The 13,793-nt window shown below is 64.6% G+C and carries 11 protein-coding genes; 5 read left to right on the top strand and 6 right to left on the bottom strand.

Going from position 1 to position 13,793, the window contains the following annotated elements; translation table 11 throughout:
* Window positions 1–18: 18 nt before the first annotated feature.
* The 3 genes from alkB to AAFX91_RS07635 all read right to left on the bottom strand — a co-directional run bounded on the left by alkB (window position 19) and on the right by AAFX91_RS07635 (window position 2,864).
* Window positions 19–669, bottom strand: coding sequence for a DNA oxidative demethylase AlkB (alkB, locus tag AAFX91_RS07645; protein ID WP_394566046.1), 651 nt, complete (start codon window positions 667–669; stop codon window positions 19–21).
* Window positions 670–835: 166 nt separating this feature from the next.
* The gene (locus tag AAFX91_RS07640) at window positions 836–1,522 is read right to left on the bottom strand and encodes a DUF2848 domain-containing protein (protein ID WP_394566045.1); all 687 of its coding nucleotides are present in this window, start codon (window positions 1,520–1,522) and stop codon (window positions 836–838) included.
* Window positions 1,515–2,864, bottom strand: coding sequence for an amidase (locus AAFX91_RS07635; RefSeq protein WP_394566044.1), 1,350 nt, complete (start codon window positions 2,862–2,864; stop codon window positions 1,515–1,517). The genes AAFX91_RS07640 and AAFX91_RS07635 overlap by 8 nt, the downstream gene beginning before the upstream one ends.
* A 227-nt stretch (window positions 2,865–3,091) precedes the next feature.
* Between AAFX91_RS07635 and AAFX91_RS07630 the strand changes: the two genes are divergently transcribed.
* The 4 genes from AAFX91_RS07630 to AAFX91_RS07615 all read left to right on the top strand — a co-directional run bounded on the left by AAFX91_RS07630 (window position 3,092) and on the right by AAFX91_RS07615 (window position 7,060).
* Window positions 3,092–3,505 (top strand): Zn-ribbon domain-containing OB-fold protein, encoded by a 414-nt coding sequence (locus AAFX91_RS07630; protein ID WP_130577149.1) that lies wholly within the window; start codon window positions 3,092–3,094, stop codon window positions 3,503–3,505.
* Window positions 3,506–3,509: 4 nt separating this feature from the next.
* Complete coding sequence (locus tag AAFX91_RS07625) at window positions 3,510–4,649, top strand: thiolase (protein ID WP_130577150.1); 1,140 nt, start codon at window positions 3,510–3,512, stop codon at window positions 4,647–4,649.
* Window positions 4,650–4,780: 131 nt separating this feature from the next.
* Window positions 4,781–5,695, top strand: coding sequence for an SDR family oxidoreductase (locus AAFX91_RS07620; RefSeq protein ID WP_282529260.1), 915 nt, complete (start codon window positions 4,781–4,783; stop codon window positions 5,693–5,695).
* A 252-nt stretch (window positions 5,696–5,947) separates the two neighbouring features.
* Window positions 5,948–7,060, top strand: a complete 1,113-nt coding sequence (locus tag AAFX91_RS07615) for an SMP-30/gluconolactonase/LRE family protein (RefSeq protein ID WP_130577152.1) — start codon at window positions 5,948–5,950, stop codon at window positions 7,058–7,060.
* 65 nt (window positions 7,061–7,125) lie between these two features.
* Here the strand turns inward: AAFX91_RS07615 and ppc are convergent, their stop codons facing one another.
* The 3 genes from ppc to AAFX91_RS07600 all read right to left on the bottom strand — a co-directional run bounded on the left by ppc (window position 7,126) and on the right by AAFX91_RS07600 (window position 12,702).
* A complete protein-coding gene (gene ppc, locus AAFX91_RS07610) occupies window positions 7,126–9,915 on the bottom strand; it encodes a phosphoenolpyruvate carboxylase (protein ID WP_394566043.1) in 2,790 nt (929 codons plus the stop codon).
* 254 nt (window positions 9,916–10,169) lie between these two features.
* The gene (locus tag AAFX91_RS07605) at window positions 10,170–11,717 is read right to left on the bottom strand and encodes an acyl-CoA synthetase (protein WP_394566042.1); all 1,548 of its coding nucleotides are present in this window, start codon (window positions 11,715–11,717) and stop codon (window positions 10,170–10,172) included.
* A gap of 172 nt (window positions 11,718–11,889) precedes the next feature.
* On the bottom strand, window positions 11,890–12,702 hold the full coding sequence (locus tag AAFX91_RS07600) for a crotonase/enoyl-CoA hydratase family protein (protein WP_130577154.1): 813 nt from the start codon (window positions 12,700–12,702) through the stop codon (window positions 11,890–11,892).
* Window positions 12,703–12,802: 100 nt separating this feature from the next.
* Between AAFX91_RS07600 and AAFX91_RS07595 the strand changes: the two genes are divergently transcribed.
* On the top strand, window positions 12,803–13,678 hold the full coding sequence (locus AAFX91_RS07595) for an SDR family oxidoreductase (protein ID WP_282529257.1): 876 nt from the start codon (window positions 12,803–12,805) through the stop codon (window positions 13,676–13,678).
* Window positions 13,679–13,793: the final 115 nt, after the last annotated feature.

Raw genomic sequence — 13,793 nt, 5'->3', positions numbered from 1 at the left:
CCGGAATGACGGGGGAAGCTATCGCGTCTTGCGGAAGGTCAGATTGATCCGCTGACGGCCGAGCACCGCGTGCTCACCGTCGGCGAGCGGCGCGACGCCGTGGAAGAACAATCGCGACGGCCCGCCCCACACCACGACATCCCCATGCGTCAGCCGATATCGAGCCGTCTTGTCGCTGCGCTTTGGGCCGCCGAACAGAAAGATCGCGGGCAGGCCGAGCGACACCGAGACGATCGGCGCGGCAAAATCCGTCTCGTCCTTGTCCTGGTGCAGCGACAGTCTTGCGCCCGGTTCGTAACGATTGACCAGGCAGGCATCCGGCGCAAAACCGTCAAAGCCGCCTTCCGCCGCCGCCTCGCGCGCCAGGCGCACGAGCACCGGCGGCATTGCCGGCCACGGCTTTCCGGATTCCGGATCGATGCAGTCGTAGCGATAGCCGCTGCGATCGGTGACCCAGCCGACCGTGCCGCAATTGGTCATCGCCACCGACATCTGATAACCGCCGGGCGTAAACATGCGCCGAAACGGCGCCTGCGCGAGGATCTCGCGCAACGCCGGGATCAGCTCGGGCTCAACCGCAAGCGCAAATCCGCGCAGGATCATCGCGCCTTCCGCGATCACCTCCCGCGCCGGACGCTCGGCAACGCTATCGAATAAATCAGCCGTCAAACCACAATGCTCGCTTTGGTCCCGAGGTGGTGGCAGATCCGCGCACAATCAACCACCCGATTTCCGATATTGCGGCGTCATTGCGAGCGCAGCAAAGCAATCCATCTCTCCGCCCGCTGCGGCATGGATTGCTTCGCTGCGCTCGCAATGACGATGGGGCGACTATCTACCCCCGCACCGGCAGCGTCACCACGTCATACGCGTGGCGGATCGTTCGCTTCAGCACTGGATCTTCCAGCTCGAATTCGAACCGGCTCGCCGGGCGGATGCCGCCCTTGGCGGCAAACGTGCCGCCAAACATGGCGCAGCCGTCGGGCAGGCCCTTGTCACCGAAGCCGCGCGCGATCAGTTCCTTCACCGGCAGCATGCCGTCGAGCGTGCCTTCCTGGTAGATCACGCGCTTGCCGTCGATCCAGGCCCAGGAGCGCAGGATCATCTGGTCCCAGTGGTCGATGACATCCTCCAGCTCCCACAGTTCGGAGGCGATCGGCTTGTCGCACATCTGTTTTGAGACGGTGACGCTGTAGCTCTCGACTTTGCGGTCGGTGTGATCGGAGCCGCAGCCGACGAAGATGCGGCCCTGCCAGCCGATCAAGACGAACTCGACCTCGCCGCTGGAATCTTCGCCGCAGACTTCGATCGTGTCCTCGGTGGTCAGCCGCCGCGCCGAGCAGCGGTAATAGATCGGCGTCGTGGCCGGCCTTGCAATGCCGATCGCTTCAAGCTCGGCGATATGCTTGTCGCGCGCCACCGGATCGCGGCCGGTCCAGCCGGCGATCACGGCCTGGTCGATGGCGAGCGTCAGTGGCGTCGCCATGCCCTTGTCGTCGATGGTGAAAGCGAGGTCATACACGGATGATGGTCTCCATTGCGGCCGCGATCTCGAAGATGCGGCGATCCGATCCGCCTGCCGCCGCGACCATCAGACCGACCGGCACATCATCCTCACGATGGGCCGGCAGCGAGATCGCGCAGCCGTCGAGCACGTTGATCAACGTGCAGTTACGCAACGCGCGCAGATTCTCCGCGGTGAACGCCTTGTCGTCATCGAGGTCGGCGATCTTCGGCGGCGCATTGGCCGTGGTCGGCAGCAGCAGCGCATCATAGGGCGCGACGCGCTTCTCGGTGCGTGCGATGAAGGATTTTCGCGCATTGAGCAGATCGATGTAGTCGGCGGCCAGATATCCCTCGCCGCGCATGATGCGCGTGGCGACGCGGGGGTCATAGATGTCGCCCTTGCTGGCGAGCAGATAGCGGTGCCAGGCATAGCTCTCGGAAGCCGCAAAGCCGCCCTTGGCGTTCATGATGCCGACATCGAGGAACTCCGGCACCTCGATCTTCTCGATCAGCGCACCCGCCTTCGACAGCGCCGCGAGCGCTCGGTCGAACGTCTTTGCCACGGCATCATCGAGGTCATCGAGGGCAACCGTGGTCGGCACCGCGAACCGCAGGCCCTTCACCGGCCGCGGCTGCAGCGGCGTCACCGGCTCGCTCGCGAGCACCGCATCGAGCGTTGCGCAGCAGGCGACGGAATTGGCGAGCGGCCCATAGCTGTCGAGCGAGAACGACAGCGGCACACCGCCATCGAGCGGGATGCGCCGCTGCGTCGGCTTGTAGCCAACGATGCCGTTGAAGGCCGCAGGGATGCGGCAGGAGCCGCCGGTATCGGTGCCGAGCGCGCCAAAGGCCATGCCGTCGGCGATCGAGACCGCCGCACCCGACGACGAGCCGCCGGGCACATGGCCGACACTGCGGTTGTAGGCGCTCTTCGGCGTGCCGTAATGCGGATTGATGCCGATGCCGGAATAGGCAAATTCGGTCATGTTGGTGCGGCCGATCACGACAAAGCCGGCCGCGCGAAGCCGCGCCACCACCGGCGCGTCGGCTTCCGCCGGCGCGGAATCCTCCAGCGCGCGGGAGCCGGCGCGGGTCACCTGCCCCTTGATGTCGAAGAGGTCCTTGATCGAAACCGGGATGCCGGCGAAGGGCGACGGCGCCGCATGCGCCTTGCGCAGGCGGTCCATCGCATCGGCAGCCTCGAGCGCGGCCTCCTTGTCGACGTGGATGAAGGCGCGCTGCCCCTCGCCCGCGGGATCGGCGATCTTGGCGAGGCACTGCTCAACCAGTTGGCGGGCCGTGAGGCGGCCGCTCTCGAGGTCTGCGGCGAGTGAGGCAAGGGTCGGATTGTCAGGCATGGCTTTCGATTTCAGATCTCTTCTGGCGTCGAACGTTGTTTAAGGCGCGGCGCGGCGGATTTGCCGCGTGGCGGACTATTGCCTGAGACAGGCTGGCATACAAGCGCGCTGTCGTCTTCGGAATACCGCCATGCGATTGCAAACGCTGGACCGTTGACGACCGATAGTCAATTGTCGCATCACGTTTTTGAACGAGGCCTGACGGCCTGATCCAGGGAGGATGCCGAATGGCCGAAGCTGCACGCGCAAAACCGAAACCGACGCCGGAAACCCAGCATTTCTGGGATGGCACGCAGGTCGGCGAATTGCGCCTGCAGCGCTGCGACGCCTGCTCGCATGTCTATTTCCCGCCGCGCCCGTTCTGCCCGTCCTGCGCCTCGCGCAAGGTCAGCATGTTCAAGGCTAGCGGCAAGGGCACACTCTACAGCTACGTCATCAACCACCGTCCCGCCGCGCCCGGCTTCACGCCGCCTTACGCCATTGCGGTGGTCGAACTCGATGAGGGCCCGCGCATGATGAGCAATATCATCGACTGCCCGCAGACGCCGGAAGCGCTCGAGCTCGACATGAAGCTGGAAGTCGCGTTCGAGAAGCTCGACGACAAGATCACGCTTCCTTTGTTCCGTCCGGCGAAGGGTTAAAGAGATGCGCAGGAACCAGGTTGCCGTCGTCGGCGCGGCCGAGACCACCGAGCTCGGCGTCATCCCCAATATGTCGCAGCTCCAGTTGCACGCGGATGCGGCGCTCAATGCCATCGCCGATGCGGGGCTGAAGCTGTCCGACATCGACGGTTTCGCCACCGCGGTCGAGACGCCACAGCAGGTCTGCCACTATCTCGGCATCAAGCCGACCTGGGTCGACGGCACCTCGGTCGGCGGCTGCTCGTTCATGCTGCATGTCCGCCATGCCGCGGCCGCGATCGAGGCCGGCCTGTGCAAGACCGTGCTGATCACGCACGCCGAGAGCGGCAAGTCGATGATCGGCAAGCAGCCGCGCTCCACGCCGCCGGACAGCCTCAACGGCCAGTTCGAGGCGCCGTTCGGCGTGTACGGGCCGCCGAGCATGTTCCCGATCCCGGTACTGCGCTTCATGAAGACCTACGGCATCACCCATGAGCAGATCGCCATGGTCGCCGTCGTGCAGCGCGAATGGGCCGCGAAGAATCCGCGCGCGACCATGAAGGACCCGATCACGGTTGCCGACGTCCTGAACTCGCGGATGATCGCCTATCCGTTCCGCCTCCTGCAGTGCTGCCTCGTCACCGATGGCGGCGGCGCGCTCATCCTGACATCAGCCGATCGGGCCAAGGATTTCCCGCAGAAGCCGGTCTACATCCTCGGCACCGGCGAGAGCGTGGAAACGCCGATGGTCAGCCAGATGGAGACCTTCAACTCCTCGCGCGCCTTCAAGGTCGCAGGCCCCCTCGCCTTCAAGGAGGCCGGCATCACCCACAAGGACGTCGACCATCTCATGATCTACGACGCCTTTGCGCACCTGCCGCTCTTTGGCCTCGGCGATCTCGGCTTCATGCCGCACGAGGAGACCGGCAAGTTCATCGCGGACGGCAACACGCGCCCCGGCGGCAAGCTGCCACTCAACACCAATGGCGGCGGCCTCTCCTACATGCATTCGGGCATGTACGGCATGTACGCGCTGCAGGAGAGCGTGCGCCAGATGCGCGGGATTGCGCCGGCGCAGGTCAAGGACGCGAAGATCTCGGTCTGCCATGGCGTCGGCGGCATGTTCGCGGCATCAGGCACGATCATCTTCACGAACGAGAAGTAACAGCCCGTCATTCCGGGATGCGCCGATAGGCGCAGGCCCGGAATCCATCGCGCGGCAAAATGGATTCCGGGTTCGCGCTTCGCGCGCCCCGGAATGACGGCTTGAAGCGAAACAGATAGCGGAGAACCCACATGACAAAATCACTGCAGGACAAGGTCATCATCGTCACCGGCGCGGGCCGGGGCATCGGGCGCGAGATCGCGCTGCTCTGCGCCGCTGAAGGCGCCAAGGTCGTGGTCAACGATCCCGGCGGCACGTCCGACGGCGCGGGATCGAGCGCCGCCCCAGCCGAGGAGGTGGTCGAGGAAATCAAGAAGCGCGGTGGCACCGCGGTCGCCAATTTCGAGTCGGTTGCGGAAGCGATCCCGGCCAGCAAGATCGTGAAGACCGCGACCGATCATTTCGGCCGGCTCGACGGCGTCGTCAACAATGCCGGCATCCTGCGCGACATGATCTTCCACCGCATGAGCGTGGAAGCGTTCGAGGCCGTCATCAAGGTCCATCTGATGGGCTCTTTCTACGTCAGCCACGCCGCGGCGCGGCTGTTCCGCGAGCAGGAGAGCGGCTCCTTCGTGCACTTCACCTCGACCTCGGGCCTGATCGGCAATTTTGGCCAGGCCAACTACGCCGCCGCCAAGCTCGGTATCGTCGGCCTGTCGAAGTCGATCGCGCTCGACATGAGCCGCTTCAACGTGCGCTCCAACTGCGTCTCCCCGTTCGCCTGGACCCGCATGATCGGCACCATTCCAACCGAGACCGACGCCGAGAAGGCGCGCGTGGAGAGGATGAAGCAGATGGGGCCAGAGAAGGTCGCACCGGTCTGCGCCTATTTGCTCAGCGACGCCGCCAAGGAGGTCACCGGGCAGATCTTTGCGGTCCGCATGAACGAGATCTTCCTGATGGGCCAGTCGCGGCCGCTGCGCTCGGTGCACCGCGGCGAAGGCTGGACGCCGCAGACCATCGCCGAACACGGCATGCCGGCGCTCAAGGGCTCGTTCTACAACCTCGACCGCTCCGCCGACATCTTCGGCTGGGACCCGATCTGAAGCTTGGGTAAGACGCAGGGTGGGCAAAGCGAAGCGTGCCCACCATTCCGAGCACGCCGTTAGATGGTGGGCACGCTTCGCTTTGCCCACCCTACCGGCCGCCGCCTACGCTGATACTTTCATGACAACGTCGTCCCGGCTCGCTGCCGGGACGACGCCTATCTCTGGTTGATCCATCACGGCTGCCCGCATTATGCCGGATTGCGGGCGCATGAGTTCCTTCCCAACAACAAAAAAGCCTGGGAGGAAGTCATGAACAATCCAAACAATTCACCCAACCTGCAGGACGGCGGCTCGATCGGGCTCGACCGCCGGACGCTTTTGCGCAGTGCAACGGCGATTGCTGCAACTGCGGCGGTGGCGCCGGAAGCCTTCGCCCGCGATTTCGGTCGCAATGCGGAGCCGCAGCGCTATCCCGACCCTGATATCGTCGTGATCGATCCGAAGCGCTTCAAAGCCAAGGTCGGCAACACCGCGATCAAGCGTCTCTATACGGGCTGCCTGTGGGCCGAGGGGCCCGCCTGGAACGCGCAGGGGCAATATCTGGTCTGGAGTGACATCCCCGCCAACCGGCAGCTTCGCTATCTCGACGACGACGGCCACATCTCCGAGCAATTCCGCAAACCGTCGAACGAGGCCAACGGCAACTCCTTCGATTTCGAGGGACGGCAGATTTCGGCCGAACGTACGCGGCTGGTGCGTTTCGAGCACAACGGCACGGTGACGGTGCTGGCCCAGGAAGCCAACGGCAAGCCGCTGAACGGGCCGAACGACATGGTGGCCCACCCCAACGACAAGTCGATCTGGTTCACCGATCCCGGCTATGGCGCGATCTCGATCTATGAGGGGCAGCGCGCCAACACCAATTCGGTGCAGCCCTACCAGAAGGAGGCGGTGTACCGGGTCGACGGCCAGTCCGGTCAGATCACCAAGGTTGCCGACGAGCCGTTCAAGCCGAACGGCATCGCCTTCAGCCATGACTACAAGAAGCTCTATGTCTGCGATACCGGCATCACGCACTATCCGAATGCCAACAACGTGGTCTGGAGCTACGACATCAATGGCGACAAGCTGTCCAATCCGAAGCAATTGATCGACATGAAGCTCGACGGCAAGTCAGGCTTCCCCGACGGCCTGCGGGTCGACATCGACGGCAACATCTGGGTCGGCGCCGGCTGGGTCGGTCCGGGCTATGACGGTGTGCAGGTGTTCGCGCCCGACGGCACACGCATCGGCCAGATCCTGCTGCCGGAGACCTGCGCCAACGTCTGCTTCGGCGGCAAGAAGCGCAACCGCCTGTTCATGACCGCGAGCCAGTCGCTCTATGCGGTCTATGTGGAGACGCAAGGCGCGCATAACTGCTGACGCAGTCGGCGAATAGGGAGTGGCGAATAGCGAATAGGAGACGTCTATTCGCTGCTCGCCATTCGCTACCCGCTATTCCTCAACCCCGCGGATATCCCGTTGATCGTGAGCTGGATGCCGCGCAGCACCTGCTCGTCCGGGTTCTGCGCGCGATGCTCCTTCAACAGCTCCACCTGTACGTGGTTGAGCGGGTCGAGATAGGGGAAGCGGTTGCGGATCGAGCGTTCGAGCAGCGGGTTGCCCTGCAACAGCCGCTCATGGCCCATGATGTCCAGCAGCGTCTCGATCGAGAGATGCCATTCGCGGCGGATGCGGCCGAAAATCTTCTCACGCAATTCGGCATCCGGCACCAGTTCGGCGTAGCGCGAGGCGATCGCGATCGAGCTCTTTGCCAGCACCATGTCCATGTTGGAGAGCAGCGTGCGAAAGAACGGCCACTCCCGGTAGAGCTCCTGCAGGAATGGCATGCCCTGCTCCGGATGCTCCGCGATCCAGGCCTCAACCGCGCTGCCGAAGCCATACCAGCCCGGCAGCATCAGCCGGCACTGCGCCCAGGAGAACACCCAGGGAATGGCGCGGAGGTCCTCGATCTCGCGGGTCTTCTTGCGCGACGCCGGTCGGCTGCCGATGTTGAGCGTCGCGATCTCGTTGATGACGGTCGAGCCCCAGAAATAATCGGCAAAGCCCTCGGTCTCGTAGACCAGACCGCGATAGGCCTTGAAGGCGAGCGCCGAAAGCTGCTCCATCGCCTTCAGATATTCGGCGCGCGGCGCGCTTTGCCTGGGCTGCAGCAGGCTGGTCTCGAGCGTCGCGGCGGCAAGGATCTCCAGATTGTTGCGGCCGACTTCGGCGTTGGAATATTTGCTCGATATGATCTCGCCCTGCTCGGTGATCCTGATCTGGCCGTTCACGGCGCCGCCGGGCTGGGCGATGATGGCGTCGTAGCTCGGGCCGCCGCCGCGGCCGACCGAGCCGCCGCGGCCATGGAACAGGCGCAGGCGCACGTGATGGCGCTCAAATACCTCGACGAGGCCGATTTCCGCCTTGTAGAGCTCCCAGCCGGAAGTGACGAACCCGCCGTCCTTGTTGCTGTCGGAATAGCCGAGCATCACCTCCTGCACGCCGCCGCGGCTGTCCACCAATCGGCGATAATCGTGCAGCGCCAGCATGCGGTCCATGATGCCGCTCGAGGCCTGCAGATCCTCGATGGTCTCGAACAGCGGCACGATGTTGATGGCGCTGCGGCCGGAGGGGTTGATGAGCCCGACCTCCTTCAGCAGCACGGCGACCTCAAGCATGTCGGACATGCCTTTGCACATCGAGATGATGCATTGGGAAATCGCCTCCGAGCCGAAGGTCGCATGCGCTTCGGCGGCTGCCCGGAACACGGCGAGCTCGCCGTGCGTCTCCTCGCTGTATTTCACGAAGGGCGACGACAGCGGACGCGCGCTGCGAAGCTCGCCGAGCAACAGGTTGATGCGGGCGTCCTCGCTGAGCGCCATGTAGGACATGCCGGGGATCGCGGTATCGAGCAGTTCGGCGACGGTGCGCTCATGCACCGCGGAGTTTTGCCTGATGTCGAGGCGGGCGAGATGGAAACCGAAGCAATCCACCGCGCGCCGCAGCAGCCGCAAGCGTCCGCGCGCGATGACGGCGGAGTTGTTTGCGATCAGCGAACGGTCGAGCACGTCGAGATCGGCCTTGATCTCGTTGACGTTTGTATAGGGCTCGGCCCTGCCGACCGGCCGGCGCGTGATCTCGACCTGCAGCTTCTCGGCGGTCGCGGTCAGCCGGGCGTAGATGCCGGATACCGCGAGCCGATACGGCTCGCCGCTCCGGTGCGGCGAAGGATCGGGCGAGCGCTCGGCGAGCACACGCAGTTCGTCAGAAACATCGGCGAGGTTCTTGGCCAACGACAATTCGGCGCCGAGTACGTGCAGCTCTTCCAGATAGAAGCTCAATATCCGGCTCGACTGCAGCCGCAGCGTGCCGCGCATGACGTCGGCGGTGACGAACGGGTTGCCGTCGCGGTCGCCGCCGATCCAGCTTCCCATCCTCAGGAAGGATGCGAGTTCGCCGGGCTCGCCGCCTTCCTTGTTGAGCCGGTCCTCCAGCGCGCAATGCAGCCGCGGCACCTCGTGGAGGAACGTGTAGTCGTAGAACGACAATCCGTTGGTGACCTCGTCCAGCACCGTAAGCTTGGTCCGGCGCAACAGATTGGTCTGCCATAGCGTCACCACGGCGCGGCGAAGCTGCTCGTCGCTGGCCTCGCTCTCTTCCGGCGTCATCTGCAACCGCTCGCGCCGGTCGAGCAGGCGTGCAACTTCCATCTCGCGGTCCATCGTGCTCTTGCGCCGGACCTCGGTCGGATGAGCGGTCAGAACGGGGCTGACCAGGGCACCCTTGAAGAAGCGGCGCAAATCGTCCGGGCTGAAGCCGGCCCGCTGCGCATGGTCCACGGCCTGCGCCAGCAGGCTCGGACGCGGCGCGGCTGCTCCCCGCCCCCGCATCTGGCGAATGTTGTTCTGGTCCTCGGCGATGTTGGCGAGGTGGGAGAAATAGCTGAAGGCGCGGACGATCCGCACCGTTTCCGAGATCGACATGCTGTCGAGGATGGTTTCCAGTTCCCCCCGCGCCTGCCGGTCTTCATCCCGATGGAACCGGATCGAGGTCTGCCGGATGCGTTCGACCAGGTCGAAGACATTGGCGCCCTCCTGGTCGCGCACGGTGTCGCCAAGGACGCGCCCGAGCAGGCGGATGTCATTGCGCAGTCGCGCATCCTCCTCGATCGCCTGGCTGTCCTCAGCGCGATTGGCGCGGACATCGGTCTTGGAAGACGTGGTCTGGGGAGACATTGGCTGATCGCTCCAGCAACTGCCCGGCAGGTGCGGAGTGTGCAACTTTTTTGCCGCAGCGCAAGACGAAGTTGGGGGCGGCGCACACGAGATGTTGCGCCGCCCGCCCCATCTCCATCCTCATCCTGAGGAGCCGCGTAAGCGGCGTCTCGAAGGATGGGCCGCGGGTACGATCGTGGCCTCATGGTTCCAGACGGCGCTGCGCGCCTCCTCACCATGAGGGTCGGGAGGGTCAAGCCCGGGACGACGGAAAGTCAAATCCTCCTGCCTGCCTGTTCCCAATAGGGATCGCGGAGGCGGCGCTTGAAGATCTTTCCGGAATCCTCGCGCGGCAGGTTGGTCGCGATTTCGATGTGCTTGGGCACCTTGTAATCGGCGAGCGACGCCTTGAGCTGGGCGCGGACCGAGGCGACGTCCAGCTTGGCCCCTGTTTGCGGCTCGACCACCGCCATCAGCGCCTCGCCGAATTCGGCATCGGGGATGCCGAACACCGCGCAATCATGCACGCCGGGAACGGCATGCAGCACCGCCTCGATCTCTGCCGGATAGATGTTGACCCCGCCCGAGATCACCATGTCGCGCTTGCGGTCGCAGATGAAGACGTAACCGTCCTCGTCGATATAGCCGACGTCGCCTGATGTGACGAACCCGTCGCGGTCGATCTCGACGCGCTTGTCCGGCTTGTTGTGGTAGGTGAAGTCCGGATTGCCCGCGATGCGCGAATAGATCTCGCCGATCTCGCCCGGCGGCAGCACCTTTCCGTCCTCGCCGATGAAGCGCAGCTCGGCACCGGGCGAGATCTTGCCGACGGTGCCGGGCTTGTTCAGCGCGTCCTCGGAATTCGCGAATGTCACCGCACCTGATTCGGTCGAGCCGTAGAACTCATAGATCACCGGCCCCCACCACTCGATCATCGCGCGCTTGATATCGGCCGGACAGGGCGCCGCGGCATGGATGACATGGCGCAGCGAGGATACGTCATATTTCCTGCGCACCTTCTCGGGCAGCTTCATCAGGCGGATGAACATGGTCGGCACCATGAAGACGGTGTCGACCCGCTGCTCCTCGACCAGAGCCAGGAAATCTTCCGCATCGAAGCGCGGCATCATCAGCAGCGCGCCGCCGAGCCGACCGGAACGGAGGCCGAAGGAATTCGGCGCGGAATGATAGAGCGGACCCGGCAGCAGCGCGCGGACGCCAGGCCTGAGGCCATAGATCATGGCGCGCATCGCTTCCGCATTGGCCGCCTGCTCCGGTGTCGGCGCGAAGCGGCGCACGCCCTTGGGATGGCCTGTCGTGCCCGAGGTGTAGATCATGTTCTGCGGCTGCGGCACCACCGGGCCGTCATAGCGCGGGTGCTTCGCGAGCCAGGGCTCGAAATCAATAGCGAAATCCGGCACGCCGAGATGATCGGGATTGATCTTGTAATTCGCCAGGATTTCCGGCGGCGTCGGCACGCTCAGCACGGTGACGCCGGCAGGGATAGCATCCCGCAGCGGATGCAGCATATCGGCATGCGCGATCAGCACCTTCGTGCCGGAATCCGTCAGCACGTAATTGATCTCTTCCGGCTTGAAATGCCAGTTGATCGGCACGCCATAGGCTCCGAGCCGCATTGCGGCATAGGCGGCCTCGATGAAGGCGATGTCGTTGCGCATCAACATGCACACGCTGTTGCCCTCGCGGACGCCGAGCTTCCGCAAGCCGCTGGCGATGCGCTCAGTGCGCTCGGCGACTTCCTGATGCGTGCGCCTATGATCGCCGCTGATGATGCCGAGGAAGAGTTGGGAGGTTTCGCTCATTGTTATTGTTCTTTGCTGCGTGCTTGTGTCGACTTGCTCCGACGATGACCCCTCATGGTGAGGAGGCGCGCAGCGCCGTCTCGAACCATGAGGCCCCGGATGTCCCACCCGCGGCCCATCCCTCGAGACGCCGCTTGCGCGGCTCCTCGGGATGAGGGCGGTGCGTGGCGGCTCACGCATCCACAAAGCGCGGCGGGCGCTTGTCGATGTTGGCCCGGACCGCTTCCGTCTGGTTCGGGCTGCCCAACAGCTTCTGCTGCTCGACGGACTCGGCGAGTAGCGCAGGACCCGGATCGACCGACAGTTTGTTCAGCAGGCGCTTGGCCGCGCGGACCGCATCCGGGCTCTTGCCGGCGATCTCACGCGCGACATCGAAGGCCGCGGCGCGCGGATCGTCGCACACCCGGGTCGCAAGTCCATAGCTCAGCGCCTCCTGGGCCGAGAAGATGCGCCCCGTATAGGTGAGCTCGCGCAAGATGTCGTCGCGCACCAGCGTGGCGAGGATCGGCGTGCCCGCCATGTCGGGCACCAGGCCCCATTTGATCTCCATGATCGACATCCGCGCATCAGCGCTGAGGAACCGCATGTCGGCGCCGAGCGCGAGCTGGAAGCCGCCGCCGAAGGCTACGCCGTGAACCGCGGCGATGACCGGCACCGGGAGCTGCCGCCAGCCCCACACCGCCTGTTGCGGGAAATTGGCCTCGCCGTGGGTCCGGACGGTCAGGTCGCGCGTTTCGCCGCCGGCGATCCCGTTGCCGCCCTTCTCCTTCATCGCGGCGAAACGTCCCATGTCGAGGCCGGCGCAGAACGCCCGCCCCTCCCCGGACAATACTACCACCCGGACGCCTTTTTCGGTCGAAAGGCGCTCGGTCGCGGCCACCAGCGCCTCGAACATCGGGGCATCCAGCGCATTCATCTTGTCCGCGCGCACCAGCCGGACATCGGCGATCCCGTCGGAAACCGAGATCGTGACGCGTTGCTCCATGGAATTGTCCTCCGCTGTTCTTGATGGCGCTTTACAGAAGGGCCGTTGCCGGTTTTAGTCAATCGACCAATTAACTGACAATCCCCTTTGGGTGGAAACCATGTTCACAGATCAGCTTCTCGCCGGACGGCGTATCCTCGTGACCGGGGGTGGTACCGGTCTCGGCAAGTCCATGGCCGCCAAATTCCTGCAGTTGGGGGCCGAAGTGCATATCTGCGGCCGCCGCAAGATCGTCTGCGACGAGACCGCGACCGAGTTGATGGACCAGTATGGCGGGCGCGTGGTCAGCCACGGCGTCGATATCCGCAATGCACTGGCCGTCGACGAGATGGTCGAGGCGATCTGGACGACCAGCGGCCCCCTCACCGACCTCATCAACAACGCCGCCGGCAATTTCATCTCGCGCTCCGAAGAGCTCTCGCCGCGCGGCTTCGATGCGGTCGCCAATATCGTGATGCACGGCACGTTCTACGTCACCCATGCGGTCGGGCGACGCTGGATCGCCGGCAAGCAGCGCGGCAATGTGGTGTCGATCAGCGTCACTTGGGTGCGCAACGGCTCGCCCTATGTGGTGCCGTCGGCGATGAGCAAGTCTGCGATCCACGCCATGACCATGTCGCTTGCGATCGAATGGGGCAAACACGGCATCCGCCTCAACACCATCGCGCCCGGCGAGATCCCAACCGAAGGCATGAGCAAGCGCATCAAGCCGGGCGACGAAGCCGGCGCGCGGACCAAAGCGATGAACCCGATGGGCCGCGTCGGCACCATGGAGGAATTGCAGAACCTCGCCGTGTTCCTGATCTCCGGCGGTTGCGACTGGATCAACGGCGAGACCATCGCAATGGACGGCGCCCAGGCGCTCGCCATGGGCGGCAATTTCTATCAGCTCCGCGAATGGAGCGACGACGACTGGACCCAGGCCCGCGACTCGATCAAGGCGCAGAACGAGAAGGATCGCGCGGCGCGGGGGTGACCCGCGCGGTGGCCGTCGTCCCCGGGCAAGCGAAGCGCGACCCGGGACCCATATGTGGACGGCCCCCGTGGCACAAGAGCTTTTGAGGTGATCGGATCGCTGCATCCATATGTCC

Source organism: Bradyrhizobium sp. 31Argb (genome assembly GCF_043638955.1).
In the GTDB taxonomy this organism is placed as follows: domain Bacteria; phylum Pseudomonadota; class Alphaproteobacteria; order Rhizobiales; family Xanthobacteraceae; genus Bradyrhizobium.
Note: the sequence above shows the minus strand (reverse complement) of the source record. Positions and strands in the feature narration are given on the sequence as shown.

Coding starts and splice junctions, on each gene's coding strand:
- AAFX91_RS07620 (WP_282529260.1), top strand. CDS start 4,781: ATGACAAAATCACTGCAGGACAAGGTCATCATCGTCACCGGCGCGGGC.
- AAFX91_RS07635 (WP_394566044.1), bottom strand. CDS start 2,864: ATGCCTGACAATCCGACCCTTGCCTCACTCGCCGCAGACCTCGAGAGC.
- AAFX91_RS07615 (WP_130577152.1), top strand. CDS start 5,948: ATGAACAATCCAAACAATTCACCCAACCTGCAGGACGGCGGCTCGATC.
- AAFX91_RS07630 (WP_130577149.1), top strand. CDS start 3,092: ATGGCCGAAGCTGCACGCGCAAAACCGAAACCGACGCCGGAAACCCAG.
- AAFX91_RS07625 (WP_130577150.1), top strand. CDS start 3,510: ATGCGCAGGAACCAGGTTGCCGTCGTCGGCGCGGCCGAGACCACCGAG.
- ppc (WP_394566043.1), bottom strand. CDS start 9,915: ATGTCTCCCCAGACCACGTCTTCCAAGACCGATGTCCGCGCCAATCGC.
- AAFX91_RS07595 (WP_282529257.1), top strand. CDS start 12,803: ATGTTCACAGATCAGCTTCTCGCCGGACGGCGTATCCTCGTGACCGGG.
- AAFX91_RS07600 (WP_130577154.1), bottom strand. CDS start 12,702: ATGGAGCAACGCGTCACGATCTCGGTTTCCGACGGGATCGCCGATGTC.
- AAFX91_RS07605 (WP_394566042.1), bottom strand. CDS start 11,717: ATGAGCGAAACCTCCCAACTCTTCCTCGGCATCATCAGCGGCGATCAT.